Origin of the sequence: Nocardia sp. NPDC005978, assembly GCF_040614455.1 — a bacterium.
In the GTDB taxonomy this organism is placed as follows: Bacteria; Actinomycetota; Actinomycetes; order Mycobacteriales; family Mycobacteriaceae; genus Nocardia.
Map to the genome: position 1 here is coordinate 1 of NZ_JBEXUS010000110.1, position 26,838 is coordinate 26,838.

Annotated in this window: 33 protein-coding genes; 17 read left to right on the plus strand and 16 right to left on the minus strand. The window is 66.4% G+C overall.

Translation table 11 applies throughout. From position 1 onward, the window contains the following. Positions 1-47: 47 nt before the first annotated feature. Complete coding sequence (locus tag ABZ319_RS32990; RefSeq protein ID WP_354990460.1) at positions 48-248, minus strand: CsbD family protein; 201 nt, start codon at positions 246-248, stop codon at positions 48-50. A 523-nt stretch (positions 249-771) separates the two neighbouring features. Here ABZ319_RS32990 and ABZ319_RS32995 point away from each other — a divergent pair. Together ABZ319_RS32995 and ABZ319_RS33000 are read left to right on the plus strand one after the other, a co-directional pair. Next, positions 772-1,473, plus strand: a complete 702-nt coding sequence (locus ABZ319_RS32995) for a hypothetical protein (protein WP_354990461.1) — start codon at positions 772-774, stop codon at positions 1,471-1,473. Positions 1,474-1,562: 89 nt separating this feature from the next. Then, a complete protein-coding gene (locus ABZ319_RS33000; protein WP_354990462.1) occupies positions 1,563-2,045 on the plus strand; it encodes a macro domain-containing protein in 483 nt (160 codons plus the stop codon). 169 nt (positions 2,046-2,214) lie between these two features. Here ABZ319_RS33000 and ABZ319_RS33005 read toward each other — a convergent pair whose 3' ends face one another. The 5 genes from ABZ319_RS33005 to ABZ319_RS33025 form a co-directional block, all read right to left on the minus strand. After that, on the minus strand, positions 2,215-2,556 hold the full coding sequence (locus ABZ319_RS33005; protein ID WP_354990463.1) for a hypothetical protein: 342 nt from the start codon (positions 2,554-2,556) through the stop codon (positions 2,215-2,217). A gap of 374 nt (positions 2,557-2,930) precedes the next feature. After that, on the minus strand, positions 2,931-3,656 hold the full coding sequence (locus tag ABZ319_RS33010) for a DUF4190 domain-containing protein (protein WP_354990464.1): 726 nt from the start codon (positions 3,654-3,656) through the stop codon (positions 2,931-2,933). Between the two features lie 280 nt (positions 3,657-3,936). After that, on the minus strand, positions 3,937-4,431 hold the full coding sequence (locus ABZ319_RS33015) for a nitroreductase/quinone reductase family protein (RefSeq protein ID WP_354990465.1): 495 nt from the start codon (positions 4,429-4,431) through the stop codon (positions 3,937-3,939). A 100-nt stretch (positions 4,432-4,531) separates the two neighbouring features. Further along, positions 4,532-5,071 carry a class I SAM-dependent methyltransferase gene (locus ABZ319_RS33020; protein WP_354990466.1) on the minus strand — a complete coding sequence of 180 codons (540 nt, stop codon included), beginning with the start codon at positions 5,069-5,071 and terminating at the stop codon, positions 4,532-4,534. Between the two features lie 163 nt (positions 5,072-5,234). Next, positions 5,235-5,747 (minus strand): DUF6301 family protein, encoded by a 513-nt coding sequence (locus tag ABZ319_RS33025; protein ID WP_354990467.1) that lies wholly within the window; start codon positions 5,745-5,747, stop codon positions 5,235-5,237. Between the two features lie 111 nt (positions 5,748-5,858). Between ABZ319_RS33025 and ABZ319_RS33030 the strand changes: the two genes are divergently transcribed. Further along, the gene (locus ABZ319_RS33030; protein ID WP_354990468.1) at positions 5,859-6,326 is read left to right on the plus strand and encodes an NUDIX domain-containing protein; all 468 of its coding nucleotides are present in this window, start codon (positions 5,859-5,861) and stop codon (positions 6,324-6,326) included. 78 nt (positions 6,327-6,404) lie between these two features. Then, positions 6,405-6,614 carry a hypothetical protein gene (locus tag ABZ319_RS33035; RefSeq protein ID WP_354990469.1) on the plus strand — a complete coding sequence of 70 codons (210 nt, stop codon included), beginning with the start codon at positions 6,405-6,407 and terminating at the stop codon, positions 6,612-6,614. A 71-nt stretch (positions 6,615-6,685) separates the two neighbouring features. Here the strand turns inward: ABZ319_RS33035 and ABZ319_RS33040 are convergent, their stop codons facing one another. Next, positions 6,686-6,922 (minus strand): hypothetical protein, encoded by a 237-nt coding sequence (locus ABZ319_RS33040; protein ID WP_354990470.1) that lies wholly within the window; start codon positions 6,920-6,922, stop codon positions 6,686-6,688. A 166-nt stretch (positions 6,923-7,088) separates the two neighbouring features. Continuing rightward, positions 7,089-7,670, minus strand: coding sequence for a TetR/AcrR family transcriptional regulator (locus tag ABZ319_RS33045; protein ID WP_354990471.1), 582 nt, complete (start codon positions 7,668-7,670; stop codon positions 7,089-7,091). A gap of 101 nt (positions 7,671-7,771) precedes the next feature. Here ABZ319_RS33045 and ABZ319_RS33050 point away from each other — a divergent pair, with 101 nt between their 5' ends. From ABZ319_RS33050 to ABZ319_RS33060, 3 genes are all read left to right on the plus strand, one after another. Then, positions 7,772-8,272: an SRPBCC family protein gene (locus ABZ319_RS33050; RefSeq protein WP_354990472.1), complete on the plus strand. Its 501-nt coding sequence runs from the start codon at positions 7,772-7,774 to the stop codon at positions 8,270-8,272. 154 nt (positions 8,273-8,426) lie between these two features. After that, complete coding sequence (locus ABZ319_RS33055; protein WP_354990473.1) at positions 8,427-9,164, plus strand: maleylpyruvate isomerase family mycothiol-dependent enzyme; 738 nt, start codon at positions 8,427-8,429, stop codon at positions 9,162-9,164. 111 nt (positions 9,165-9,275) lie between these two features. Next, the gene (locus tag ABZ319_RS33060) at positions 9,276-10,160 is read left to right on the plus strand and encodes a virginiamycin B lyase (RefSeq protein ID WP_354990492.1); all 885 of its coding nucleotides are present in this window, start codon (positions 9,276-9,278) and stop codon (positions 10,158-10,160) included. 27 nt (positions 10,161-10,187) lie between these two features. Here ABZ319_RS33060 and ABZ319_RS33065 read toward each other — a convergent pair whose 3' ends face one another. Beyond that, entirely contained in the window at positions 10,188-12,314 is a 2,127-nt protein-coding gene (locus tag ABZ319_RS33065) for an Hsp70 family protein (RefSeq protein WP_354990474.1), read from the minus strand. 60 nt (positions 12,315-12,374) lie between these two features. Between ABZ319_RS33065 and ABZ319_RS33070 the strand changes: the two genes are divergently transcribed. From ABZ319_RS33070 to ABZ319_RS33080, 3 genes are all read left to right on the plus strand, one after another. Continuing rightward, positions 12,375-12,935, plus strand: a complete 561-nt coding sequence (locus ABZ319_RS33070) for a hypothetical protein (RefSeq protein WP_354990475.1) — start codon at positions 12,375-12,377, stop codon at positions 12,933-12,935. A gap of 214 nt (positions 12,936-13,149) precedes the next feature. Beyond that, entirely contained in the window at positions 13,150-13,590 is a 441-nt protein-coding gene (locus ABZ319_RS33075; protein WP_354990476.1) for a hypothetical protein, read from the plus strand. A gap of 88 nt (positions 13,591-13,678) precedes the next feature. Continuing rightward, a complete protein-coding gene (locus ABZ319_RS33080; RefSeq protein WP_354990477.1) occupies positions 13,679-14,071 on the plus strand; it encodes a DUF4259 domain-containing protein in 393 nt (130 codons plus the stop codon). A 58-nt stretch (positions 14,072-14,129) separates the two neighbouring features. On the opposite strand, the gene ABZ319_RS33085 is transcribed toward ABZ319_RS33080, so the two are convergent. After that, positions 14,130-15,368: a thiolase family protein gene (locus tag ABZ319_RS33085; RefSeq protein ID WP_354990478.1), complete on the minus strand. Its 1,239-nt coding sequence runs from the start codon at positions 15,366-15,368 to the stop codon at positions 14,130-14,132. 99 nt (positions 15,369-15,467) lie between these two features. Next, positions 15,468-16,751: an NADH:flavin oxidoreductase/NADH oxidase family protein gene (locus tag ABZ319_RS33090; RefSeq protein WP_354990479.1), complete on the minus strand. Its 1,284-nt coding sequence runs from the start codon at positions 16,749-16,751 to the stop codon at positions 15,468-15,470. A 62-nt stretch (positions 16,752-16,813) separates the two neighbouring features. Here ABZ319_RS33090 and ABZ319_RS33095 point away from each other — a divergent pair, with 62 nt between their 5' ends. The 4 genes from ABZ319_RS33095 to ABZ319_RS33110 all read left to right on the plus strand — a co-directional run bounded on the left by ABZ319_RS33095 (position 16,814) and on the right by ABZ319_RS33110 (position 19,693). Beyond that, positions 16,814-17,389 (plus strand): TetR/AcrR family transcriptional regulator, encoded by a 576-nt coding sequence (locus tag ABZ319_RS33095; RefSeq protein WP_354990480.1) that lies wholly within the window; start codon positions 16,814-16,816, stop codon positions 17,387-17,389. Between the two features lie 83 nt (positions 17,390-17,472). Next, positions 17,473-18,387 carry an acetoacetate decarboxylase family protein gene (locus ABZ319_RS33100; RefSeq protein ID WP_354990481.1) on the plus strand — a complete coding sequence of 305 codons (915 nt, stop codon included), beginning with the start codon at positions 17,473-17,475 and terminating at the stop codon, positions 18,385-18,387. Positions 18,388-18,442: 55 nt separating this feature from the next. Next, positions 18,443-19,135, plus strand: coding sequence for a type 1 glutamine amidotransferase domain-containing protein (locus ABZ319_RS33105; protein ID WP_354990482.1), 693 nt, complete (start codon positions 18,443-18,445; stop codon positions 19,133-19,135). A gap of 105 nt (positions 19,136-19,240) precedes the next feature. Continuing rightward, positions 19,241-19,693 carry a hypothetical protein gene (locus ABZ319_RS33110; protein WP_354990483.1) on the plus strand — a complete coding sequence of 151 codons (453 nt, stop codon included), beginning with the start codon at positions 19,241-19,243 and terminating at the stop codon, positions 19,691-19,693. Between the two features lie 168 nt (positions 19,694-19,861). On the opposite strand, the gene ABZ319_RS33115 is transcribed toward ABZ319_RS33110, so the two are convergent. Beyond that, positions 19,862-21,337, minus strand: a complete 1,476-nt coding sequence (locus ABZ319_RS33115) for an amidase (RefSeq protein WP_354990484.1) — start codon at positions 21,335-21,337, stop codon at positions 19,862-19,864. An 80-nt stretch (positions 21,338-21,417) separates the two neighbouring features. Next, the gene (locus ABZ319_RS33120; protein ID WP_354990485.1) at positions 21,418-22,308 is read right to left on the minus strand and encodes a LysR substrate-binding domain-containing protein; all 891 of its coding nucleotides are present in this window, start codon (positions 22,306-22,308) and stop codon (positions 21,418-21,420) included. Between the two features lie 129 nt (positions 22,309-22,437). Here ABZ319_RS33120 and ABZ319_RS33125 point away from each other — a divergent pair, with 129 nt between their 5' ends. From ABZ319_RS33125 to ABZ319_RS33135, 3 genes are all read left to right on the plus strand, one after another. Beyond that, positions 22,438-22,815, plus strand: coding sequence for a DoxX family protein (locus ABZ319_RS33125; RefSeq protein ID WP_354990486.1), 378 nt, complete (start codon positions 22,438-22,440; stop codon positions 22,813-22,815). Positions 22,816-22,925: 110 nt separating this feature from the next. Next, positions 22,926-23,099 carry a hypothetical protein gene (locus tag ABZ319_RS33130; protein ID WP_354990487.1) on the plus strand — a complete coding sequence of 58 codons (174 nt, stop codon included), beginning with the start codon at positions 22,926-22,928 and terminating at the stop codon, positions 23,097-23,099. A 207-nt stretch (positions 23,100-23,306) separates the two neighbouring features. Next, entirely contained in the window at positions 23,307-23,918 is a 612-nt protein-coding gene (locus ABZ319_RS33135) for a pyridoxamine 5'-phosphate oxidase family protein (protein WP_354990488.1), read from the plus strand. On the opposite strand, the gene ABZ319_RS33140 is transcribed toward ABZ319_RS33135, so the two are convergent. The 3 genes from ABZ319_RS33140 to ABZ319_RS33150 all read right to left on the minus strand — a co-directional run bounded on the left by ABZ319_RS33140 (position 23,873) and on the right by ABZ319_RS33150 (position 26,522). After that, positions 23,873-24,640, minus strand: coding sequence for a MerR family transcriptional regulator (locus tag ABZ319_RS33140; protein WP_354990489.1), 768 nt, complete (start codon positions 24,638-24,640; stop codon positions 23,873-23,875). The genes ABZ319_RS33135 and ABZ319_RS33140 overlap by 46 nt on opposite strands. Positions 24,641-24,751: 111 nt before the next feature. Next, positions 24,752-25,519: a hypothetical protein gene (locus tag ABZ319_RS33145; RefSeq protein WP_354990490.1), complete on the minus strand. Its 768-nt coding sequence runs from the start codon at positions 25,517-25,519 to the stop codon at positions 24,752-24,754. Beyond that, positions 25,503-26,522, minus strand: coding sequence for a hypothetical protein (locus ABZ319_RS33150; protein WP_354990491.1), 1,020 nt, complete (start codon positions 26,520-26,522; stop codon positions 25,503-25,505). Before ABZ319_RS33150 ends, ABZ319_RS33145 begins: the two co-directional genes overlap by 17 nt. Between the last annotated feature and the right edge of the window lie 316 nt (positions 26,523-26,838).

The following is a 26,838-nucleotide window of genomic DNA, read 5'->3' on the forward strand; positions in this document are numbered from 1 at the left end:
TATCTGTAACACAAGACACCTGTCCCCCCGCCCCCGACCGGTGAGCGTCAGTGGCCCTGCAGCTTTTCCTTGACCGACTCGGCGGCATCCTTGACCTTCTCGGCCGCGTCGTCGACGTGCTGCTTCACCTTCGAGGACCCCTGGTCGGCCTTACCTTCGGCCTTCAGATCCTCGTCACCGGTCAGGCTGCCCGCGGCCTCCTTGGCCCGGCCCTTGAACTCCTCGGCCTTGTTCTCAGCTGCACTCATGGCGTTCCTTCCACTCTGCGGATGTGGCTTGCGAACGACGTCGGTGACGTTCCGATCACGCCATACCCGGGTTCGCCCGATTCATACCTTCTGAGTTGATCAAGGTTTCTGACGGGCCGGCGACACCGCCAAGATCGGCCGGCGTACCGGTGGGTCAGCAGCTCAGCGCGCGCCAGCCGGCATGAACGCATACCCCATAGCGCGTCGAGCAAATCGGTCGGTCCACGCGTGCGAGGGTCAACGGGGACCTGATTCGGTCTCGGCCGAACGCACCGCCAGAAGCACTCGACGAGGTGTTGCGATAACCGCCTGAATCCACACCGGCACCGCTCGACGAGTTCTACCGAACGCCCGGTCGCGCCTGACGCTTGACGAACCCGTTTTCGGTTCACGCGATTTCGTGGTGAATGCACCCGCGGACGTCTAGACCCTCGCTGCAAGGCGCAGAACGTACTCATCCCCGCTGATCGCGCCGAGATCGTGCGGGCATCCGGTGTCGGCGAACGGTGTTAGGTTGCCGCACATGGATTTCGAGCTGCCGCATCCTGGCGTGTTGTGGGTCAGAGCCGTGGTCACCGACCTGTTGTTCGCCGCATTCCCGGGAGATGTGTACGAGCCCGGCGAGTTGGCCGAGTGTGTCGGGGAGACAACGGTGGTCGCCGGTGGGCGTCTGGACACGGAGGATTGTGCGGGCAACTGGTTCGCTGTCGTCCGATACCCGGGCGATCGCGCCGTACTGTTCGGATGGGATCGTGAAAACAACGTCTACGACAAGCCGTACGACCCCAGAGCCGCTGCGCCGGAATGGGTTCGCGCCATCGAACTGAAAGCGCATCACCCGCGTGTACTCACCGCGGATGCCGTGAGCTTCGTACGCTGGTGGGAGAACGACCACTGGTCCTCCACCCCCACCGAATACGACGACGGTCTCTACATGTGCCTGCGCGAGATCGCGGGCCCAGCCGGCCTTGCCTACCGGGTCGAACAGGCCCACGAGAACGCCGCGAATGTGGCCTTCGATGACGACACCCTCAAGGACCTCGATCACGTGGGTCTCGACGAACTGACAAGCCTGACCGAGGCGGCCGAACGTCACGAGGTATGCGAGGAAGACCTGAACTTCCTCGAACCCGAAGTCGCTCGAGCCGCCTACGACTACCTACGCCAGGCAGGGATCACCTTCGGCGCCCCGCAGACGGTCGAGCCGCTACCAGCCGGCACGTAATAGATCAGCCCCGCCGGTATCCGCTCATGCCCGCGGGCTCAGCTCCTACCGACCGATTTGTGTCGGTGCAAATGCCTAGGTTCGACACCATGACCACGGCTGCGATCGAGTACCGGACCGGAGATGCCACCGCACCCAGCATCAACGGACCCGCGATCATCGCCCACATCTGCAACGACGCCGGTCGCTGGGGCAAAGGTTTCGTTGTCGCGGTGTCCGCCCGCTGGGGGCAACCCGAACACGCGTTCCGCGACTGGCACAGGCAACGACATGCCAACGACTTCGGCCTGGGTGCCGTCCAATTCGTCTCGGTCGCGCCTGATCTCCACGTAGCCAACATGATCGGGCAACACGGCATCCGAACCAGTGCCGGCAACCCACCGATCCGCTATGACGCCATCGATCGGTGCCTGAGCCGAGTGGCCGATTTCGCGGCTCCGTCGAACGCGTCGGTGCACATGCCGCGGATCGGGTGCGGGTTGGCGGGCGGTACCTGGGACCGAATCGAACCGCTCATCAGCGATCGACTATCCAGCCGGGGTATCACCGCGGTGGTGTACGACCTGGAATGAAGGGAATGCCTTCATATAGCCGGAACGAGCGAGTAGCAAGATATACGAGCATGTCCTGTTCTGCCGCAAACCGCGGCGACGAACCGGTCACCACGGGCGACGGAAGACCAACTGTCCGTGTACCACCCGGCCGCCGCAGAACTCACTGAACACCGATGGGCGTACTCCATCAAGCCGTTCGACCGGCCTCGCCTACCAGGTAGTCGTAGTGTTCGATCGCCGAGCCGGACAGTCTCGACCTGTCGATTCGGGCCAACACTGCCGCGATCTTGTCAGTCGGCGCTCCCGCGCTGACAATCTCGCACGCGGCATGCAGTTCGGACTCCATTGCGGTCGGCGATGTTTCGACCTGTGCCGACCACAGGAGCACGTGGAGGAGCGTGGTTATCTGCTCAGGATCGTAAGCTCCGATCAGGTCGGTGCACTCGTCGGCGGCGCGGTCCCGACTTTCGGGCAAGTCGCCGAGCAGGGCTCGAATCAACCCGAGGTAGTCCGCGGTGTCGACAGGCAAATCGACTCCTTCCGGGCACGATCTGATATTTACCCCTCATTCTTCCCGACCGGCGGGCGTGTGAAGTCAGCGGCCCGACTCGGCCCGTTATCCCAAATGACTACTCTGCCGCATACCACCTTGTCCGACCGGACGGTGCCAAGACCTCGGAAGGTCAACTGGCCGTGCCCGTCCGGCCTAGGTCCACAGCCGCGCGTACTCGAAATCGCTTATGGGTCCATCACCGATCGTGTGAGTTTCCGGATCGCTGAGAATTCGTGCAGCTCCCGGGCGTCCTCGGACTTGAACAAATCGAGCCTCAACCGGGGCGTATGGAGAGTCAAGTCCATCGCACGTGTCGGACGGCGCTGCATAGGTGAACCCACCAACTCTCGTCAGCGAGACAGTTTTTCGGTCAACTTGCTGTCGTCCCTCGAGACCAGCAGGCAGGTGACCTCGCGACTGCTGTTGAAGCTCCGCTCATCCGAGGGATACAGCGCCATCGGGTTGACACGGTCGAGCATCGGGTTGCCGGCGTAGCGCTCGTACAATTCGGATCTGCAAGCGCCGGTTGCGTTCCGGACCAGAACGTCCTTGCCTGGCCAGCTCCCCGAGAGGTTGAACTGGTAATACACCTCGGCATCGTGTGGCTGGTCGCAATACACCGTTGTTGCAGAAGACATCGTCGACGACTCACCGATGTCGCCGACGCAGTCTCCGACCTGCAACGAACCCGCCGACCGCGGGCCGGGCTCGGAATCCCGGGCGATGCCGACGAACAGCATCGTGACCGCCGAAACAACCCAGAGACCCGAAAACACCATGCCTGCGATGGCGAATCCCCTACCTCGTTCACCGCTCGATTGGATCTGGTTCAGGGCGCGAACCCCCCACACCACCCCGCCGATCGCGCCTATACCGGACATGCCGAGAATAAAGCCGGAAATCGCGGCACCATTGGTTTTCGACGAGTACGGCATCGCTGTCCGCCCGCCGGCCGACGTCGGATACGCGGGCAGCCCGCCCAGCCCCGGCGATCCGCTCCGTTGCGGTGCGACGTCGACTGCGCCTTTGGGCTCTTGCCCCGGTAGGGCGTGCGGCAGTTCGTCTTTCGGATTCATGGTTCCCTCCCCGGCTGATCGGTTCGGCAAACCTACCCGATGCCCTCGGCACTGCGACGAATCCTTCTACTCGGCGGCAATCGGCGGTCCGGTACCTCGGGTGCGCCGAACAACACCCGGAAGCGCCGTTCGAGTTCGGACGCAGAAAAGCTCCGTGACGCTTTCGCACTTGCGCATCGATACGAGATCCGTTGGGGCACTGCGGACTGCCGAACCCAGTTCGCGAACCGACGGCATCGCCCGAGCGCGCCTATCGACGCGCCGGGGCAAGCCGTTCGCCCTACCCCTCGCGGGTGAGCACCACCAACGGCAGCGGCCGGTCTACCTTCGACTGGAAATCCGCCAGCAGCGGGTTGTTCGCCAGGACCCAGGCCGCGAACTCGTCGTACTCCGCACCTTCGAGAACCCGCCCGATCGCGCGGTAGGTCTCATCCCGCAACTCGATGGTGACCTGCTGATTCGCCTTGATGTTGTACCACCAGGCCGGGTACTTGTCCTCGATGAACGAGCTCACGTACATCACCTCGCCCCGGTACAGCGGACCCAGCGGGGTCGTGTGCTGTTTCCCGCTCTTGGCTCCCGTGGTGGTGAGCAGAATGAGGTCCCCGCCCGCGTAGGCGCCGCCGACCTTGCCCGAGTTCTCTCGGAACTCCTTGATCACGTCGCCGTTCCAGTCGGCGATGCCGCCCTCCCCGTCCCACGCCTGGTTCCACGGCGCTTCCGGGTCGTTGTAGTCGGTGATGTCAGGCTGTCCCGCGGCTTCGATTTCGCTCATGAGATGAGTATTTCCGGCAGATAGGACAACTACGGTCCTAGTTGGACCGGAGATCGCGAAATTCTTTCGAACGGGTCGCCGACCAGCTCGCCCGCTGCGGTCAGGCGCCGACAGCTGCGCGGCGCGCGAGAACGATCCCGCCCAGGGGGCTCTCGGCCGAGGTCACCGTCCGTTCGGCTTCGACAACGAAGCCGGCGTCGCCGAGCCACCCGCGCATCCGACTGTGCTGCCGCCGATGAACATGGAGATGCATCGGATGCCCGCCGTACCCTTGGGTTTTCACCTGCGAATCGCATCCGACGTGGAAGCCCACCAACAGCGGACCGCCGGGGCGAAGCACCCGCCGGAAGTGGTCGAATACCACGTCGAGGTCGTCGTCGGGGACGTGGATCACTGAATACCACGCGACCAACCCTGCCATCGAGCCATCCGCGAGGTCGAGGTCCGTCATGGAACCGACGTCGAACCGCAGCCCCGGATACTCGCCGCGGGCGACGTCGATCATTTTGGGCGACAAATCGATTCCGAACGCATCCACGCCGAGCCCACACAGGTGAGCGGTGATCCGCCCCGCTCCACACCCCACGTCCGCGACCGGACCCCCACCGCGGGCGCGCACCACGTCCGCGAACGAGGCCAAAGCCGAACGCTCTTCCGGTGTTTCATCCAGGAGGTCGCGGGTGAGATCCGCGTAGGCCGTTGCGACAGCGTCATACGACGCCCGGGTGGTCCCCAGCCAGCCGTCATTCGGTTGCAGTGACGTCGTCGATACCCCTGATTGCCAGGACGACCGGGCGGCTCCATTACTCCTCATCCCACTCATCCTCCAGTCGTTCAATCCGCCGCCGGTACAACGGATTCGTCAAAACGAGTTCCACCCAACCGGGTTCGGCCACCACGCCGATAATGACATCCGGTAGTTCCCAGCCGGTCTCGATCCGAGGGTCGACCATGCTCCACATCGGCTGTCCCAACTCACCGGCAAGCAGATCGGCCAGCCTCGAATAGGGTTCTGCCACTGCCGCATCGGCGTCCAGCTGCGGTCCGGAGTCCGCGACGTACACCGAGATCTCCTCAATATCATGACCGGCCGCCGCCAACGCGGGCGCAAGACGTGAATTGGTGTACGCGTTCGCGCGCGGCTCCGCGACGCCGAGATCGGTCGCGAAAATGACCGCCACGTCGTCCTCCCACACCTCACGCCACCCGGCGGCCCCGCAGAAGCTACGTACGTCGTTCAGCGTCCAAGTCCAGCCGAACGGAACGGCAAGCCGCACGATACGTACCGCCCCCTCGAGGTCGACAAACAAGGTCATTGCCCCTCCTGACCGACAGCGACAACGATTTCACCGCGCAGCAAAGCACGCACATCGCTCCGGAAGTTCCTGTCCCGCTACGCTATCGAAGGCCGCAATAGGCTTCATCGAGTGAGTTTCAGATTGGCGGCGTATGCCGTCTGCATCGAGCGGGGCCGCGTCCTGCTTGCCCGTCATGTCGCAGGTCAGGGCGAACCCACGTGGACGCTGCCGGGTGGCGGGGTCGAGCACGGCGAGGATCCCTTCGACGCGGTGACCCGCGAGCTTCGCGAGGAAACCGGTCTCGAAGGGGCCGTCGAACGCCTACTGGGCGTGGATTCGAGAATGATTCCCGCGGCGGTGGCCCGCGCAGGGGTCGACCATCAGAACGTTGGAATCTTCTACCGCGTCCACGTAATCGGAGGCATGCTCAGAGCCGAAACAGACGGGGCCACGATCGATCCGACCTGGACACCGCTAGGTCAGGTCAGCGGCCTGCGTAGATCCTCCCTCGTCGACACGGGCGTGAGTCTGGCGCAAACTGTTCCGCCGACCGGCCACGTCCCGCCCACTCCATACGGTGGCCTGATCCAGCACTGACGGGCCGCGGTCACCGATCGCCCGAATCAACCAAGGCTCTAGGGTGCTCGAAAGCCACAGGCACGGAGAGGATTTGCCATGAAGCGAATACGTTCGTCACCGATCGGCATCGCGCTGCTGGTGATCAGCATGGCCGCGACCTGGGCGACCGGCAGCGCTCTGGGCGGGATCGCCGTTCTGGGGGTGGCCGCCGTCGTGGTGTTCGTGCGAGCGCTGCGCGCTGAGCGGCGCAAAGCCGAAGCACTGAAAGCTCAAACCGCAGGCGACAATACGCCGCCCCCGAACTGAAGGAGCCGGGCACCCATTCAGCCCGCCGCGCCGGCCTGACCCGCTGAGGCTCTCGTCAGCAGGTTCGTTTGTCAGTCGGCAGGCCCTCGGGCAGTCAGCACGGTCCGGAGCACATGCTCCACGGCGGATTCGAACAATGCTCCCCGTAGCTCATCTCGCGTGGCGAGATTGCGGGTGGCCAGATCCAGCACCTGATCGGGGGTGAGGCGGCGTACCACCAGGGCGGCCACCTCTTCCAGGTCCAGGTCGCTGTTCGCGTTGTCCAGCCTGGTCAGGGCGAACGAGAGCACGATCTCGTCGTCGGTCATGGTTCGCCTCCCTCGTTCGTATGTCGGCCACGGTGGGCGGGCTCAATTCTACGACCGCCGGGCGATCACTTCACCCCGCTGTCGGGTGCCGGAACCGGCCGGTGAACCGTCGCGTACCAGCGGGCCGAGTGATCGAACCTTGGAAGGTGCGCAATCCGCGGCATTCCTACCCGAGCACAGCCAGGGCGAGCCTGCGCGCGGTATCGAGTTCCCTATCGTCGCCGAACAATTCACGGCGGACATTGCCCGCGGTGAGCAGTGCGTCGAACGTGAAGGCATCCGCGGACGGATCCGCCGAACCCGTTGCGGCGAACTCGGATTCGAGCAGCTCGAGCCACTCCCGCTTGAGCCTGCGCACCGCATCCGCCACCGGGCCGCGGCGATGGCCGTACTCGACCGAGGTCGCGGCCACGAAACAGCCGCCGGGGAACACGCCGTCGAGCAGGTAGGCGATCCACGAGTCGACCAGTGCGCGGAGCCTGCGTTCGCCGGGCTCGTTGTCCCAGGCCGGGGCGATGACGGTGGCCTGATAGATGCGGCGCGCTTCGGCGACGGCAGCGACCTGGATCTCCTCACGGGTGGCGAACACCGTGAGGATGCCGCTCTTGCTCAGGCCCGTCGCGGTGGCGAGCGCACCGACCGTGATCGCATCGAGGCCGTGGGTGGTGGCGATCTCGGCGGCCTTGCGCGCGGCAGTGCGGCGCGTCACGTCGCCGCGGGCGCGGCGGCCGTCAACGGGAGAGACCATCCGGCGATTTTATACGACCGTCTGGACGTAAATACTCCACCTCCGCTACGTTCGAGGCGAGACATTTACGACCGGTTGATCGCATAGTTCAGGAGCCAGATATGTCAGACGAGTCGCCGTCCACCGCCTCCGAGTCACCCGCCGCACCGCTGCTACAGGACGACATCGAAATCGGCGCCCCGCTCGAGCACGTCTGGGAACTGGTCAAAGACGTGCGCCGGATGGCGGACTGGAGTCCCCAGGTGAGCTCGACGCGGCTGCGCAAGGGCTTCGACCAGGTCGAACTGGGCGCGCAGTTCACGAGCCTCAACAGCGAAGGCGGCTTCGACTGGGTGACCCACGGTGAAGTCGTCCGCTTCGCGGACCAGCGGGAACTGGCCTTCCGCATCGAAGAGAACTGGGTCATCTGGTCGTACACGCTCGAGCGGGCCGGGGCCGACGGCACCCGCCTCACCCAGAGACGAGACACCCCGGAAGGCATCTCACCCCTGTCCAAGCAGTTCACCGAGAACTACCCGGGCGGGAACGACGCCTTCACCGCGGGCATGCGCGCCGGTATGCGCCAGACCCTGGAGAACATCAAATCCCAGGCCGAGCGCTGACACTCACCGGCGGCGCGTTCGACAGGGCCACCCGTCCTTCCGCGAATCCGGCCGACCGGATCATGTTGTAGCGGAACGAGAATGGGCAGGAACCAAGCGGCACGGCGACTCGGCACCCGGGTTCGCACGTCTCCGATGCGGCAGAATCGCCCCAATGGAGCCCTCCCGGTACCTCGACCTGATACTGGCCGACAGCAACACATTGCTCGCGGCCGCGCGGCTCGATCCCGGCGCGGCCGCGCCCTCGTGCCCGGGGTGGACGGCCGCGGACGTGGCGGGGCACGTGGCCCAGGTGTACGAGCACAAGGTGCTGTGCATGACCCTGGGCCACGAACCGCCCGCCGAGAAGCGGGAACCCCTGCCGACGCCGGGTCCGGCGCTATGGGCCTTCTTCATTTCCACACGAGATGCGTTGCTGGAGCAGCTGACCGAACGCGGCCCCGCCCAGCCGAGTTTCACCTGGTTTCCGCCCGACCAATCCGTGGGCTTCTGGTTCCGCAGAATGGCATTGGAAACGGCCATCCACCGCGTCGACGCCGAACTCGCAACCGGCACAAACACAGCCATCGATCCGGAGCTTGCCGTAGCCGGCATAGACGAGATGATCGACTTCCTCACCTACGACTTCGGCGATAGTCCGACGCTCACGGCAGGCGCGAATCGCACCGTCCGGCTTCAAACCCACACCCGCCGCTGGGCACTCACTCTCCGCGCCAACGGGGTCGACCGCGCGCACGAAGACACGCCCCCGGACGCGCAGATCACCGCGACACCGGAAGACCTGCTCCTGCACCTGTGGAATCGCGACCCCGGCAATGCACCTGTGACCGAGTGGGGCGATCCAGCGGCCCTGGCCACCCTTGCGGCTCGAATCAGCGAGGAAACTCAGTAGGATGCAACAGTTTTCGTAGCGGGGCCACCCGGCAGGACTCGACCGCCCGGTGTCGAAAGCATCGCAGGCGAAAACGAATTGGAGGAACCTCTTGTGAGCCCGTCGCACCGGATGTCCATCGAAGAGCACACCGTGGCCGACACCACCGCCGGACCCTATGCCCTGACCACCGGTCCGGACGGCGCACTGTGGTTCACCCTCGTCCACAGCGGCCACATCGGCCGGCTGGTCCCCGGCGAGCAGCCGACGACCCACCGGGTCACGCCCGACAGCGGGCCGACCATCATCACGCCCGGCCCCGACGGCGCGCTGTGGTTCACCGAGTACCGCGCGGACCGAATCGGGCGGATCACCACCGACGGCGTCCTGCGCGAGTTCGACGTACCCGCCCCCGGCTGCGGACCGTTCGGCATCGCGGCAGGACCCGACGGTGCGCTGTGGTTCACCGAGACAGCGGCCGACCGGATCGGGCGAATCACGGTCGACGGTCACATCACCGAGTTCCCGCTCCCCGTCACCGGCGCATTCCCCTCGGCGATCACCGCGGGTGACGACGGTGGGATGTGGTTCACCCTCAACCAGGCCAACGCCATCGGACGGATCGGCATGGACGGTGCGGTCGTCCTGCACCAGCTTCCGACGGAGGCGGCGGCACCGGTCGGGATCGCCGCCGGTCGCGACGGCGTGCTGTGGTTCGTCGAGATCGCCGCCGGGCAGATCGGCCGGATCACTCCCGACGGGCAGATCACCGAGTTCCCGCTGCCCGACCGCACGGCCCGGCCGCACGCGATCACGGTCGACGCCGACGGCACCCCGTGGTTCACCGAATGGGCCGGCAACCGCGTCGGCACGATCACCTCGGACGGTTCCCTCACCGCCTATGACCTCCCCACCCTCAACTCCGAACCACATGGCATCACCCTCGGCCCGGATGGTGCGCTGTGGACCGCGCTGGAGATCGGAGCCCTCGCCCGTGTCTCCACGAGCACCCTGTGACCGAGTTGGAGTCGGAACGCAAGCAGGTCAGGCGGAGCGCATCTGGTTGCGACGCAACTCTTCTGGCCGGGTGGTCGCGACCAGCCCGACACCGCCGGCCACCAGCAGCACCAGTCCGATGACAACACCGATCCGGCCCGACGAACGCATGTTCGCGGCGCCTTCCACCCTGTCGTCGTAGGTGGTGTCCCAACTGTTGCCGCTGCGATAGCTGTAGCTATGGCAGATGTCCCCCGATTTCATCGTGCTGCCACCGCATTCGAGATTGTCCGACGGCGAATTCGCGGCCCAGGCCCACGCGCTCAAGGCGACCAGGACGGCACCGATGATCGCGACCGCTTTCGCGATGCCGCGGCCCTTTGGCGGCTGCTGGGGTGCGGCTACGGACTCCGGGGCGGATGCCGGTGCTGCCGTGGCGCGCCCGGTGCCATCGGCTGCCGAATGCTCGGCAATCGCCTCGATCGTGCTGGGGAAACGGTTCTCGGTAGGCGGGGTCAGCCCGTTCGCATGCAGGGTCAGTTCCTGACTCGACCCTGACTCCCGCGCCGTCACCCGCACGACGGAATCCACATCGACCTGGCAGCTGATCTCGATCGTCACCGTGCCCGCCGCGCCGGAAGGCATTCCGGTGAGCCGCATTTCGCCGAGCAGGCTGTTCGCGAGCGCCACCGGGTGCTCGCCCTCGAACACTCGGATCAACACCGATCGCTGATCCCGCGCCGTCGTCGTGACGGTCAGCGAGCGGCGGGTCTCGATGGTCGATCCGCGTTCCACCAGCACGTGCAGGCGGCCGTCGGCCAGCTCGATTCCGATACTCCGCCGGGCCGTGTCCAGCAGAATCAGGTCGCGGTTCGCACCCCGCAGCACGGCCGCCTGCAGCGCGGCGCCGGCCACCACCGCCTGTTCGGGAAGAATCCGGCGAGCAGGTTCCCGCCCGGTCTCCTGGCGAATCATCGCGGCGATGGCGGGAATTCGCGCACCGCCGCCCACCAGCACGACCTCGTCCACGGCGTCGACGTTCCACGACTCTTTCAGCACCGTGCGCACCGCATCGCGGCAGCGATCGACCAAATCCGCTGTGGACCGGTCGAATTCGGTCCTGGATACCGCGTCCTGGAGCGTCACCGGCTCCCCCGCGGCGTCTTTGATGATGTACGGCACCGTGACGTCGGCGCTCTGCGCGCTCGACAGCGCGACTTTGGCCGACTCCGCCGCCTCGAGCAGTCGCCCCATCACGACCGTGTCCCCGCTCGCATCCACCCCGTACCGCAGTCGAATGGCCTGTACCAGTCGATCGGCGATCCGCCGGTCCCATGCGCTCCCAGCGAGTTCCGAATCCACCACCACGGCGCCCATCTCGGCGACACCGTCCTGGGCGCTGACCACCGCGACCTCGCACCCGGCACGCCCGAGATCGATGATCACCGCGGTGCGCTCCTGCTTCGCGCCCTCCGCGGCCCACCCCAGACCCGCCGCGGCCGTCGGGGAAACCACGCGCACGGCAGAGAATCCCGCCGATTCGCAGGCAAGCACCAGCCGACGCCGACCGGCATCCGAATCAGCCGCCCGGTTCGACACCACCACGCCGGTAACCGCTTGCCCGAGCTGCTGTTCCGCGTCCCGGCGCAGCGCGGACAGCAACTCCGACTCGGCGAACCGGCCCGCGCGCAGCAGTGCGGCCGTGCCTTCGGACGGCGGGATGAGAACTGTGCGCCCACCCTCCACCGTGGCTGCCAGCGCCTTCGACGTACCCAGATCGATGCCGATCATTCGACTCACGTCTCCCCCAACCCTCTGACGGTCGAGGCCAAATCTACTGCAGCCTCCCGACCAGGGCCGGACCACCATTGCCGGTCGATGTGTGATGGAGTCACGCCGCGCGCTCCGGCCCTGGAAGTCGGTGACCTCGCACGCGGTGTCGAAGTGAACAGCGCGGTCTGACAACCTGTCTCGCAGCAGCAATGTCCTTCCGGTGAATGGATCACGTTCGACATGGACCAACAGCAGACCTTGATTCGCGCTCTGGTCGACGAGGTCTCGGCCCAAGCCCCGCCGGGCTGGTCGACCATGGACCTCTTGTTCATCGCCGCGGGCAGAGGCTTGCGGTACGAGGTCGAACTCGACATCGACGCCGCACCCCGGATCCACCCGCACGCCATGGTCATGGCCCTTCGCGACGCGATGTACCGCCCGGGGCGAGGCACATGGTTCAGCATGCGCCTCGAGATCGCGGCGGGCGAGGTCACCACGACGTTCGAGTACGGGAACCCGGGACACCCGTTGGGCGCGGCCTTGGAAGAAGACCTCGTTCTCTACCCGCGCGACACGGTCCCCGGGTGGATTGCGACGGCACTCGCCGAACCGGCCGGGCCGGCAACCGCACATCGCACGCACGCGGAGATGGATGCCGCAACACCAACAACCGCTCGGCACGACACCAACTCACCGCTCTTTCAAGCCGCGCTGAACGCGTTCGAGCCCGATGAGCCGGGCATGGTCTACGCGAAACTCACCCGGAAGAAACAGTCCGACGCGACGCCCGCCGAGATTTTCATCGAGGTCGGCACGGACGGCTACGAGACGCGCCGAGTCGAGGTCTTCCCCGACGGCTCCGCCGACAACGCAAGCTTCGACTTCGACGGGGAGCGAACTCGCATCGATCCGAATCCGGTGCTGCCCTTGACAGAAACGGTCGATGGCCGATACTTCGTCATGGAGTCGATCGCACCTTCGGAGTTCCAAGCCGAATGGCTCGCCGTGGAAGGCCTCGATTAGCCGCTCACGGTTGTAGCCCGCAGTCCAGTTTTCCGGCTGGAGCAAGCAGTCTCGATCTCCTCGCAATTCCATTGCCAAATGTGTGGCCGATGTCCTCCCGGGCACAACCGATTTCGCGTTGCTCTTCGCATACAATCACGAACTCAGCGGAGATCTGCGCGACCGAAACACACATTCACAACTCGGTAACCGTTGCCCGCCATATCATTCGAAGATGGAGCCAGCAGCCGGACCGGCGTTCGGCCTCGGCGAGCCCATTGTTCGCGTCGGTTGTTCACCGAGCGGATTCCTGCTGCCCATCGCCAACGCACTCGGGATCGCGGCTGCCGTCTGGTGGCTCGACGACGCGCGGCTCGTGTTGCCCGAGGGGTGGGGCGGGTGGGGCGTCGCACTGGCATTCGCGGGCACGGGGCTGTTGTACGCGCTGTTCGGGCTGGGCCAGCTGGTTGTTTTCATGCTGTCCCCGGTCCGAATCTACGTTGGTGGGGTCAGCGAGATCGCGTCGAACGTGCTGAAGTGCTGGCTGCTGACCGTCGTCTGCAAGTCGGTGGGCTACGGGGTGGAACTTCGAGGCGTGTGGACCATTCTCTGGGCCGGAATCATCGTCGCGGCGGTGCGCTTCGTCTTCGGTGCGCGCACCGGTTTCGAGGACTAGCGCCCCCCGCATACCTTCACAGCCGAACCGCAGAATGCGATCTTGATACGCTGCCCGCACCACGAGTGGTCGGGCGGAGAGGTTTGGTATGGGAGTCTGGGGTCCGGGGAACTTCGACAGCGACACCGCGGCGGACGGGCTCGGGGAGCTGACGGATCTGCTCATCGGGAACATCAGCGAGCAGTTTCAGGACCCCGAGGACGACACCCCGCTCGAACCCGACGAGTGGGGTGGGGACATGGTGCCCGCCTGGCTGGAAGTGCTCGTACAGTTGGCCGAACCCGCAAGGGTGGGAACGACATTCCCGTCGGCGGCGGTACTGGGCGAGTGGCGGGAGCGGTACCTGCGGGTGTGGGACGGATACATCGACGAGCTCGGGCCCGACGCGGAATTCAAGACCGCGCGCCGAGCCGTGCTCGCCGGCACGTTCGATCGGGCCATCGAGCTGGCTACCGCCCGCGAGCGAGAGATGAACGGCTAGAAGCGATGTCGAGGCGGCCGGCGGCGCGGGCGCAGACCGCCTCGAGGCGGCTTCCGGATCAGGAGGCGGCCGGATTCTCCAGCACGATCGCCACACCTTGGCCCGAGCCGATGCACACCCCGATCGCCCCGTATCGCGCATTGCGTTCGCGCAGTTCGGTGGCCAAGGTCAGCACGTACCGGGCGCCGGTCGCACCGAAGGGATGGCCGATCGCCACCGCCCCGCCGTTGGGGGTCAGCTTCTCGTCGGGAACGGTGAAACCGCCCAGCTGATTGGGCAGTTCACGCAGCACGCCGAGCGCCTGGGCACTGAACGCCTCGTGCACCTCCCACACGTCGATCTGCTCGGGGGCGAGACCGGCCCGCTTCAACGCCAACGGCAGCGCCCACGCCGGGGCCAGACCCATGAACTGCGGATCGATCCCGTACACGGCGGATGACACCACCCGGGCCAGCGGCTCCACACCGAGTTCGGCCGCGCGCTCGCCCGAGGCCAGGATCAGCGCGCTGGCGCCGTCGGTCAACGGCGTCGAGTTGCCCGCGGTCATCTGGGTCGTGCCGGGCTGCGGACGCAGCGCGGCCAGGCCCTCGGCCGTGGTGTCCGCCCGGATGAACTCGTCGTGTTCGAACAACCGCGCGGGCGTCTTGCGGGTCCCGGCGATCTCGACCGGCATGATCTCCTTGGCCAGTCGGCCCGAGTCCCTGGCCGCCAACGCATTACGCTGCGTGCGGAGTGCGAACGCGTCGATCTCCTCGCGCGTCATCCCGTAGCGGTCGGCCACTTTCTGCGCGGTCTCGATCATTCCGATGTAGGCGTTGCGCGCCAGCAGCGTCGGATTCGCCGGACCACCGGCCCCCGCCCACATGGTGTCGAGCAGGATCTGCGGCCCACGCGGCCCGAAAGCGCTGTCGCCCTTCATATACGCCCAGCCCGACCGCGACATCGACTCGACGCCGCACGCGATCCCGACACCCAGATCCCCGGCCTTGATCGCGTGCGCGATATTGACCGTCGCGCTGAGTGAGGACCCGCAGAACCGGTTGATCGTCGCACCGGCCGCGGTGTCCGGAAAACCGGCCGCCAGCGCGGCCCAGCGCGCGACATCGCCCATTCCCTCGTGCGCGGGATTCACACAGCCCGCGATGATGTCCTCGATCTGATCCAGACCCACGCCGACGCGCTCGCACGCGCCCTTCATGGTCATCCCCAGCAGGTCGTCGGCCCGAATGTGCGACAGCGACCCGCCGTATCGAGCGAACGGGGTCCGGACACCACCGAGCACGAACGCTTCCGTCATCACATCTCCTTCGATCGTTCCTCGAAGCTGCATAGACCAAGCCAGCGTTTTCGATCTTGCCAGCCGGCGCGAGGTTCCACGCGAAGGACTTTCACGGAGCTACCGGGCGCGTCCGCCCAGCCAGCGCCGGTAGCGCCGCAGCGCACCCCGCTGCAGCAGGGTTTCCCGCATCAGCGCCCTGACCGGACCGATGCCCGGACGCGGGTTCCGGCCCGCCCCGAGGCGGCGCAGCTGCTGCCGGATCCGCGCCATGCCCGCGGCGGACGCGACGGCCTTGTCCGCGATCCGCACCGGGGTGAGCACGACCCGGGCCGAGGCATCGTGCCGCCAGCGATTCGGCAGGCCGGGATCCATGGCCAGCGCACTGCCCATACCCACGAGATCTATTCCGCCGGAGAGGATTTCCTCGGCCACCGGCAGCCGGGCTACCCCGCCGGTCAGCATCAGCGGCACCGGGCTGGTCGCGGCGAGATCCTCGGCCAGCCCGAGGAAGTACACCTCGCGCGAGCGAGTGCGCTCGTCACCGGCCTGCCCGGTCATCGCGGGGGCCTCGTAGCTGCCGCCGGAGAGTTCGACGACGTCCACGCCGAGCGGGGCCAGCAGCGCGATCACCGCGGCGGCATCGTCGGCGTCGAAACCACCACGCTGGAAGTCGGCGGAGTTCAGTTTCACCGCGACGGCGAAGCCGGGCGCGACCGCGGCCCGCACCGCCCGCACGATGTCGAGCAGCAGCCGTGCCCGATTCTCCAGCGACCCGCCCCATCGATCGGAACGCCGGTTGGACAGCGGGGAGAGGAACTGCGAGAGCAGATAGCCGTGTGCGGCATGGATTTCCACCCCGTCGAACCCGGCGGCCTCGGCCCGGCGCGCGGTCTCGGCGAAGCGGCGCACGGTCTGTTCGATCTGTTCCGCGTTCATCTCCACCGGCTCCGCGAACCGCCCGCTGTTGCGCCCGATATCGACCCGGATCGCCGAGGGCGCCCACGCGACGCCGGGCATGTCCGCGCGGATCTGCCGGCCCGGATGGTTGATCTGCATCCATGCCTGCGCGCCGCCGCTCTTGGCCGCGGTCGCCCATTCCTGAAACGGTTCGAGCGGCGAATCCTTGTCCAGGACAACACCGCCCGGACCGGTGAGCGCCTCGGCGTGCACCATGACGTTGCCGGTGATGATCAAGCCCGCGCCGCCGTGGCTCCAGCGGCGGTACAGCCGGAACAGGGCCTCACCGGGGAGCTGACCGGCCGCGGCCATGTTCTCCTCCATCGCGGCCTTGGCCAGCCGGTTCGGAATCGTCGCCCCGTTCGGGAGGGTGAACGGGGTGAACACCGGCGAGGTGCGAACGGCCTCGTCGAGCTCGCCCGAGGTAGGGGGTGTCACTGACATCGGTTGCTCCCACATGCGGTATGTTTACATTGCTAACATGAGGCTAGAAAGGAATGTAAGCAGTGTCAACTTCAGCGAAGGGTGGTTACCATCACGGCGACCTGCGAGCCTCGCTCCTGACCGCCGCGATGCGCATGCTCGAGGCCGGTGAACCGTTCTCGCTGCGCGCGGTCGCACGCGAGGCGGGCGTCTCCCCCACCGCGCCGTATCGCCACTTCGCGGACCGCGAGGCGCTCGAATCGGCCTTGGCGGCGCAGGGGCTGCGCGACCTGAAGGCGGACCTGCTGGACGGACGCGAGTTACCCACGGCGCCCGACCAACTCGGCGATTTCGCGGTGACCTATGTCGAATTCGCCCTGCGCAGGCCGGCACTGTTCCGGCTGATGTTCGGGAACCCCTGCGACAAGTCCGACGAGGACCGTGCGGTGGCGGCGGAGGAGATCCACGAGCTGCTGCGTTTCGGCATGGGACTGGTCTTTCCCGACGGCGATCGCGAAGCGCTGGCCGCGGCAGGCTGGGGCCTCGCACACGGTCTGGCCTGCCTGTATCTGGACGGCAAGCTGGCGGCGGACTCCGCCGACACGAGGGCCGATCAGGTGCGCGCGGCGTTCTCCGCGATCCTCACGACAGCCAGGTAACCGCGACATCCCGGAATGTTGACGATGCTTACATCCACCCCTAGCCTCATCGATGTAAGCATCGTCAACATGAGGGGGTTGGTATGGCACCCACAGCACAACAGGTCGTCGTAGAGCTGGGCGGCCGTTCGGTCGCCGTCCCGAAGGGCGGACTGTACGACCGCTACCGGATGAACACGGACCTGGACGCCGTGGCGGCGGATCCGCGGGTCAGCGGGGTCGACTTCTTCCGGCGGCTGCCGAAAACCCGCGTCGACTCGCCGATCGGGCCGACCTGGACACCGAACTTCTACTACCGGATCTCCACCGCGCGCCTGACGATGATCGCGCCGCTGCCCGCGATCCGGAAACGCCTGCCCCTGGAACTGGCTCCGCTGCGACTCGCGCCCGGGCTCGGGCTCGTGTCGGTGATGTTCTTCCGCTACGAGGTGTGCGACATCGACTTCTACACCGAGGCGGCGGTCGGCATCGGCGTGCGGCCCGCACGCCACGGCGGCGCGGGATTCCTCGATCTGCTCACCGGCCTGAAGAACGATCACCTGCATACGTATGTGCTCTCGCTGCCCGTCAGCAGCGACATCGCCCAGGTGCGCGGGCACGACGGGTACGGATTCCCCAAGTGGGTCACCGACATCGACGTGGACATCGACGACCGGCGCGTCGCGGCCCGGGTCACGAACGCGGACGGCGATACTGACGTGAGCTTGTCCGCGCGCACGCCGCGGCAGACCGAAGTCGGCTCTGGTGAGCGGGTTTCGAGCCTGACCTCGTACACCACGATCAACGGGGCCTGGCATTCGACCTCGAGTCAGACCAACGTCCTGTCGACCGGCGCCGCACATCTTCCCGGAGGAGTGGATTTGCGACTCGGCGCCGGACGGATCTCGGACGACATCCGCTCACTGCGACCGCTGCGGACCATTCGACTCGACGTCATGACCGCGGGGCAGAACGCCCTGCACATGCCCGTTCCCACATCCGTCCGGTCGGCCGGATGAGCACGAAGGCGATCGAACACATCACCCCCGCGACCGCACCGGAGGAAGGTCAGCCATGGTCGAGCGCATATTGACCGTCGTCACCAACGTGGGCCACTACGACGACCCGTCACATCCGACCGGGTTGTGGTTGTCCGAGCTCTCGCATGCCTGGGATGTGTTCGCCGCGAACGGATTCGAGCAGACCCTGGTCAGCCCGTCCGGCGGGCACGTTCCGCTGGAGCCACGGTCGCTGAAGTTCCCCAACTACGACAAGTCCGCGAAAGCCTGGCATCGAGACCCGGCACGAATGGCGTTGCTGGAGACCACCGCCGCCCCCGAGGAGATCGACTCGAACGACTACGACGCCATCTTCTTCACGGGCGGGCACGCTGTCATGTACGACTTCCCCGGCAGCACCGGGCTGCAACGACTCACCCGGGAGATCTACGAACGCGGCGGGATCGTCGCCTCGGTCTGCCACGGTTACTGCGGGTTGCTCGAGACCACGCTGTCCGACGGGAGTCACCTCGTCGCCGGGCGAAAGCTCACCGGGTTCGCCTGGCAGGAGGAGGTGCTGGCGCGCGTGAACCGGCTCGTGCCCTACAACGCCGAGGCCGAGGTGAAGAAGCGCGGCGCGCTGTACGAGAAGGCCAAACTGCCGTTCGTTCCGTACACCGTCGTGGACGGGAATCTGGTGACCGGGCAGAACCCCGGCTCGGCCAAGCGGACAGCGCTGGCGATCGCCGACCGGCTGGGCTCGAAGTAGTTTCCGCGACGCCGGGGGCGATGCTCGCCCTCGCGGCGCAGATCAGGCTTACGATTCTCGCGGGTGGCGGCACGGGCCGTCGTCGTCGAAAGAACGGAGACCGCCGTGAACGTCGCGCTCCTGGTGATCGGCATCGTCCTGGCGGTGCTGGTCGTCCAGTTGCTCTGGATCGTTCCCGTCGTGCTCCACTTCCGGCGCGAGAACGAGCGGCTCGATCGGGAATTGGCGGCGAGCATGGCCGCCGAGACGATCATTCGGCCCATGGAACGCGGTAGCTACCGGGGCTCCACGGTCCCCGGTGCGCCCAAGGTCAAGAACACCGGACGGATCGGGCTCACCGCCCGCCGGCTCGTCTTCCGCACGGCCACGTCGCGGCTCGTCGAGATTCCGGTGTCCACGATGACCGGCGTTCGCGAGTCCAAGGGTTTCAACGGCGCGGTTCACGGGGGCACGACCCACCTCGTCGTCACCACGTCCGATGGCGAGTACGGATTCATCGTGGCCGATCCCGCGGAGTGGACAGCCTTGCTCGACGGGGTGGTTCAGCGCTCACGCTGAGTCCCGTTCCGGCCGAACAGTTATCACTCGACCGGGCGCTGACGGGGCTCGACAGCGCTCGGCAGGACTCCACGGAGAATTCGGACGACGAGCCCGTCCAGGCCGGCACACCGTCTACCGGCGTGGCGGCCGGGTTCGCCTGGAGCACCGCGTGATCGAGTGCGCTGATCAGCAATCCGGTTGCGGCAGTATCAGTTCCGGCTTCTGAAAACCGCCGATCTCCCGCTCCAGCAGTTCGGCGAGGCGCAGCGGGGTGCGGTCTTCGAACATCGGGCCGATGAGCTGCACCCCCACCGGCAGGCCCGCCGGCGAGCGGCCCGCCGGGATCGCGGTGGCGGGCAGACCGGGCATGGTGGCTACGCCCGCCCAGACGAGCTGGTCGAAGTACGGGTGGTCGGCACCGTCGATATCGATACGACGGCTGTCCAGACCGCCGCTGTGGTCGTGCGGGAACGCCGGGGTCGGCGTGATGGGGCAGACCACGGCGTCGAACTCGGCGAAAAGCCTGCGCCACTGATCGCGGTGGATCTCGCGGATGTTGTTCGCCTCGACCCACTCTCGATGGCTGAGCACCATGCCGCGCAGGCGCGCCGCGTCGAGGGTCCGGTCGGCCGGGCTCAGGGTGGCGGCGTGGGCTCGCAGCTGTTCGTAGACGTCCGCGGGCAGATTGGCGGCGGCGTTCGACATCATCAGGAGCATGTAGGCCGTCGCGGCTTCTGTGAGATCCGGAAGCAGCGAGCTGTGCCGTTCGACCCGTGCGCCGGCGTCGATGAGGGCCTGGGCGACCCGATTCACGCCCGCCCGCACCGCCGACCCGGTGGGTATGAGCGGGTGATCCTCGATGACCAGGATGCGGAAGTCCGGGAGTCGGTCGTGCCGCGCGGGGGGAAGCGCGATGTCGTAGCCGATGCCGTGGGTGAGGGGGTCGGGGCCGGCCATGACGTCGAGCAGCAGGGTGAGGTCGCGGGCCGTGCGCGCCATCGGGCCGACAACGGCGAGATCGAGGTCGATCGGCAACGGTTGCGCGGGCGGTGCGACCATGCCGCGGGTCGGGGCGAGACCGAGGGTCGGTTTGTGCGCGTAGACGCCGCAGAAGTGCGCCGGGGTGCGCAGGGATCCGGCCAGGTCGGAGCCGATCGACAGGGGGCCGAAGCCCGCCGCCAGGGCGGCCGCCGAACCGCCGGACGAGCCGCCGGAGGTGCGGCTGTGATCCCACGGATTGTTGGTGACGCCGTAAATGTCGTTGAAGCTCTGGATATCTCGCAGTGTCATCGGGACATTGGTCTTGCCGAGCAGCACCGCGCCCGCGGCTTTCAACCGCGAGACCTGCACCGCGTCCTCGGCGGGGACATGGTTCGCATACAGCGGAATGCCCCAGGTGGTGGGCAGTCCGGCCATGTTGTAGGACTCTTTGACCGTCACCGGGATGCCGAGCAGCGGGCCGTCCGCGCCGCGGGCGCGGGCGCGGTCGGCATCGCGTGCGGCGGCCCGTGCCCGGTCGAAATCCGGCACGCAGATCGCGTTGATCGCCTTGTCCGCACGCTCGATTCTGGCGATCGCCTCGTCGGTGAGTTCCACCGAGGTCACTTCACCCGCACGCAGAGCGGCGCCGAGTTCTCCGGCCGAAAGAAAGCTCCATTCCATGAATTCGACGCTAGCGGCGGGTTGCCGGAGCCATAAAATGCTTTCGACGGCAACCCCGCACGACCCGGAAAACCGAGTCGTCACAATCGAATCGGGCCGGTCTCGGTCGCGAGCGTGGCCAGCGCGCGGATGGCGGGATTGTCCGCGGTGCTTCGCCAGACGAGCGCCCACTGCAGCGCGGGGGCGTCGGGCATGGGCAGGAAGGTGATGCCCGGCGGACTGTTGTAGCGGGCCGCGATCTCACCGAGCGGATGCACGCACTGCCCGGTGGCGACCAGGGACAGGAGTTCGTGGAAGGTGCGGGCGATCGGGCCGCGCGGAATGCGGCGTCCCAGTGGCGTGTGCGTGGGAACCATCGCCGCGACCCAGTATTCGGGCGCATCGGGTCCCAGGTCGGCGACCCGGTTGTCCGCCAGGTCCTCGAGCGAAGCGACGCCCCGCGCGGCCAGCGGGTGCTCGGACGACACGGCCAGCACCCGGCCGCCGGTGAGGACGGTTGGGCCGACCGTGAGATCGGGCTCGCTGACCGGGAGCCACAGCACGTTCACGTCGTTGTCGCCGGCGCGCAGCGATGTGAAGGCGTCGACGCCGTTGATCTCGGCGAAGCTCACCTCCGCGCCCGGGTGCCGGGTGGCATAGGCGTCCAGCAGGGTGCGCAACTCGTGTCCGGCGTGCCCGAACAGGCCGAGTCGCAATGTTCTACCGCTGCCGATCCCAGCCGCTTCGGCGCGCGCGAGCGCCGCGTGCAGCAGGTCCTGAACCTGCTGGAGATCCTCTCGCAGGCGACGGCCCACGGGGGTGAGCCGCACACTGCGGCTGGTGCGGTCGAACAGTTCCACCCCGATCCGCCGCTCCTGTTTGCGCACCGCCTGACTGACCCGGGCCTGCGACACGTGCAATCGCTCGGCGGTCCGGCCGAAGTGCAATTCTTCGGACAGGGTCAGGAAGATCTCGATGTCGCGTAGCTCCACTGATAACTCCAGGGTTATTGATAGGTGCACGAACCCTACCTTGTTCGACGCCTGACCTGCCTCGATGCTGATACAAGCACCGGGGACCCGCCCCGAACCAGCTTTCCCGCAACGCAATTGGAGCAGCACGTGAACGTCGCACTATGGATCGCCGCCGGTCTGCTGGCGGTCGTCGCCTTCGCAGGCGGCCTGACCAAGACCTTCCTGCCCAAGCAGAAACTGGCCGCCGCTCACGGTGGGGAGTGGACCGCCGACTTCACGCCCGGCTTCATCAAGACCCTGGGCGTCGCCGAATTGCTGGCCGCCCTCGGGCTCATCCTGCCCGCGGTCCTGGACATCCTCCCGATCATGGTGGTCGTGACCGCCTGCGCGTGGATTCTGCTCATGATCGGCGCGATGCGGACCCACGCTCGGCACCACCAGCCCAAACTCGTTGCGGTGAACGCGATCTACCTCGCCCTGGCGGTGTTCATCGTCGTCGGCCGGCTCGCCCTCGAGCCGTTCTGATCCGGCCCGCCCGGGCCCGCGCGGGCGTCTTCCGCTGCACCACAACACATACCGAGGAGGCCGCCGCCGACCGGGTACGATGAAGTGACGTGATTTCGAAGGGGGACGTCATGTCATCGGACACTCATCCGGAGCAGGTCGACGATCCGCGCGCCAAATGGCGGAAGCTACCGCCCGAGCCGGCGCGGTACGTCGAGGAGACGCAGGTCGACGGGGGTTCGTCGAACTACACGGTTCCGACGGTCGACCCAGCCCAGGACTTCATCCGGCTCTACGGCGGATAGCGCGGCATCCGAGGCTCCCGGCGTAACCCTGCCGGAAACCATTGCCTGACAAGTTCTTACAACGCTGCCGACCGACAGGGCGCGGCCGCCCTGGCGAATCGGCCGGTAGCGACCCGAGGCGCTGACTGTTAGCGTCCGGAGTATGTCTCGGCGGGGGAACGATTGTTGTTGTGAGCGTGCTGCTTCGAGCATCGCGGCGGGTGCGCTGTGACCGATGCGGGCACGCGATGGAACGAGATTCGCGACATCCTGAATCGCGGACGCAGATCGACCGGGCATTTCGCGATCGCGTCGGTGGACGCCGCCGGCGTCCCCAACATCACACCCGTCGGCACGGTGTTCTTTCGAAACGACCGCACCGCGTTCTATTTCGACCAGTACACCTCGGCCCTGACCAGCAATCTGGAAACGAATTCCCATGTCTGCCTGATGGCGGTCGATCGCGGCACGTGGTTCTGGTTCCGGTCGCTGTTGTCCGGCCGATTCCCCGCCGCCCCGGGCGTACGCCTCTACGGAACGGCGGGGCCACGCCGCCCCGCCACCGATTCCGAACTGGCCCAGGTCCGGCGGCGCGTAAGGCCGATGTGGATATTCAGGGGCGGGCGCATGCTGTGGTCGGACTTCAGCCACGTTCGTGACATCACGTTCACCAGTGCACGGCCCGTGCGATACCCGGTGATGATGTCGCATTTGAATCAGGCGGACTCGGTACCGCTTTCCGACCCCGAGACGGCGGATCAGCAGGCGGTCGATGCCACGCCGGACCGAAACGACTACGCGGCCGCGACGCTTCGAAAGGTCTGGTCGGTGATCATATAGGCGTTGTTCACCGAGGGTCTGGTGAGGGTGAAGGACGTCTCGAAAGCATGAACGTCCTCGGCCGGTTTTCGCACGAGACCTCCGCTCACTCGAAACACCGTAGATGTGATCGTATCCGGCTGGACCTCAACGGCATTCACGGCATAGCCCGCCCGCGGAAGCCGGCCGAGTCGATCGATGATCGCCGGTGGGCCCACGTAGGCGCTGTCGTCGAGGGTGAGTACCGCGTCGGCGGCGTACCAGAACCGCAGCGCACCCTGCCGAGCCGTGAGCTGCGCGAAATACAGCGCGGCGAACGCCTCGGCGTTGTCCCGGGTGAAATGGTTGTCGATCGTGTCGTCGATCATGGCAGTCCTCCTGATCAAATCCAGGAAGTGATCCGAGCGAAGGTCGGGACGGCTCTCCGCTGTGGCCGCGAGTGCCGTGACGAGTGTGTACAGGTCGCGCATGGCATCCAGTCGCACAGCGAGGCAATCCCGATGCGCGGCCAGAACCTGCGCCATGGGTACGCCGCCCGCGAGCACCTCGCCGATCCGGTCCAGGCCGAGCCCCAGCCGGCGTAGTGCCAGCACCTGATACAGACGCTGGACATCGGCGTCGCTGTAGAGTCGATGGCCCGCACCCGTGCGCGTGGCAGGGCGCACGAGCCCGAGGCGGTCGTAGTGGTGCAACGTCCGAACCGTTAGTCCGGCCTCGGCGGCGAGCTCACCGACTTTCCACACCTGCTCGACCCCGTCTCGTCCATCCGCATCAAACTCACCTCCCCCGGCGCACCTCGCGCGGGTACCGAGGACGTTAGGACCTGACGTTACGTCAGGAGCAAGCTGAATGGGTCAGACCGGGGGCAGCAGGTCGCTGGCGCTGACCGTGTAGATCAGTGGCGGGTAGCGGAAGTCTGTTTCGGTGTTCTCTCGGCGGCGGAGTTGGTAGAACTCTTGCCGTTGGGATTCGTCGGCCAGGGTCAGGCGGTCGCCTCGTGGGAGATGAGGGTGGCCTTCGTGGAAATGGATGGCGGTTTTCGACGTTCGGAACGTGATGCCGAGCCAGTAGTTTTCCGTTGCCCGAGCCGACGTGTCGAGGACGATCTTGTGTTTCACGAGCTGGTTCGTGGCGACGGAGAAGACGACGAAACCGTTGTGGGACAGGGGGATCTCGAATCTTTCGGTGGATCCCTTCGGTTCGACGATCAGTTTTCTGGGGGCGACGGGACCGGGGTGGCGGTAGCAGGAGAAGACGGCGATATGGGACTCGTCGGCGAGATCCAGGGCCTGGTCCGTATGGCTGCCCATCGTGGCGTAGGCGTTCGTGTACGTCTCGACGAGCGCGTTGTTGAAATCCGCAGGGAGGCCGGCGTGGGAGCAAATACGCTGTGCCAGTTGGATATGCACCGGCCGGAAGCGCTGGGCCGGGTTGGCGTAGCGGGTCGTGGTGCGGACGAGCGGTACGGAGCCGTCCGCGGCGGGGTTGGTGAGGGTTGCGCCGCGCCTGCCCTTGCCCAGATCTTCCCAATGGATCGAGTCGTACAGCTCTGCGAACGGATTCTCCTCGAACGGCAGAGCGTAGGAGGAGATCCCGTGCGTGTTCTCACATTCGGGGAGCAACGTAGTCCCCCGAATTCATGCTGAAGAGGAATCGGTCGCCGTAGTCGATGTGTGCGGGCGTCTTGTTCTCCTCGGAATACAGCCTCCGGAGGTCGTCCATGCCCTCCGGTGTGGGCGGTTCCAATTCCACCCGGCCACTCGGCCGCTCGAGGAATGTGCGGCCGTCCTTGTGCACGGCTTCGGTGCTCGAGCAGCGAACCACATAGCCCAACCGCGTCGGAAGCGACTCGGCGTCCAACGCCGAGGGCCGGATCTCGTGGGTGTACATGCGATTGGTGGACAGCGGCATGAAGAAGACAGAGCCCGGGTACAGGGTGAGCTCGAACTGCGCGGGCAGGTCGGCAGCCTCGGTGACCGAGTCCTTCAGCCGGAAACGAAGTTTGGTCAGCCCACTGATGTTTCGCACGCCCCGATCGAAGCCGTCGCCCGCCAGCGGTCGCAGCTCGTCGAGCCCGTCATAGAACGTGCAGAAGGCCATGATGCCGTTACCCGGCATGTCCTTGGTCTTGTCGGCGTGGGCCGAGATCTTGGCTTTGGACTGCTTGCGCTCGGCCGTTGCCCGGGTGTTGTGGTAGACCTGCGCGAGCACATGATTGAGTGGCGCATGGTCGCGAAAAATGTTGTCGGCCTCGCGATTCAAGGCGTCGACGATGCTCGTGTCCGTCGGCCCGAAATTCTCCGTCGGACCCGAGAGGTTCGTGGAGCAGCGCAGCAACCGGAAATGCAGCTCGTCGCCGACCCGGGTGACCGGGGTCAAGTAGATGCCGCTGCGGTGAGCGGCCCCCGGCTTGGTCGACTCGGTCAGCGACTGGAACTCGTGCTCGGCACGGATCCGGCCGAAGTGGCCGTCCGCCGGGTCGAAGAAGCGGCGGTAGAACACGCCGACGTCGTGTATGCGAACGGGCACCCGGCCGGGGTCGATCTCCGCGGACAGTGCCGCAGCCCCCGGCGAAACCCCGGCTCCGAGGCCGTCGCCTATCTGGGCTTCAGTTCTATTCGTCATGCGGCACCCGCCATTCGCTCATTATCGGTGGCGCGGGATGACCCGGCCTCCCCTGCCTCCGCGAGGTGAGCGTAGCGGTCGGCGGGGTCACTGTGCGACCAGTTAGATTTTGGATGATTACGGGGGCGGAATCCGCGCGATTCTGAACCGACTTCTTGTCTGAATATCGTTGTATCACAATGGAATTGGGCTATATCTGCTTGCTATTGAGGAGTAGAATGGGGGTATGAATTCGGGAGGGGAAACCACCATCGCGCAGAGTGTCACCGCGCACGCTGCCATTGTGGAGAACCTGCTCGAATCGCCTCTGTTCTCG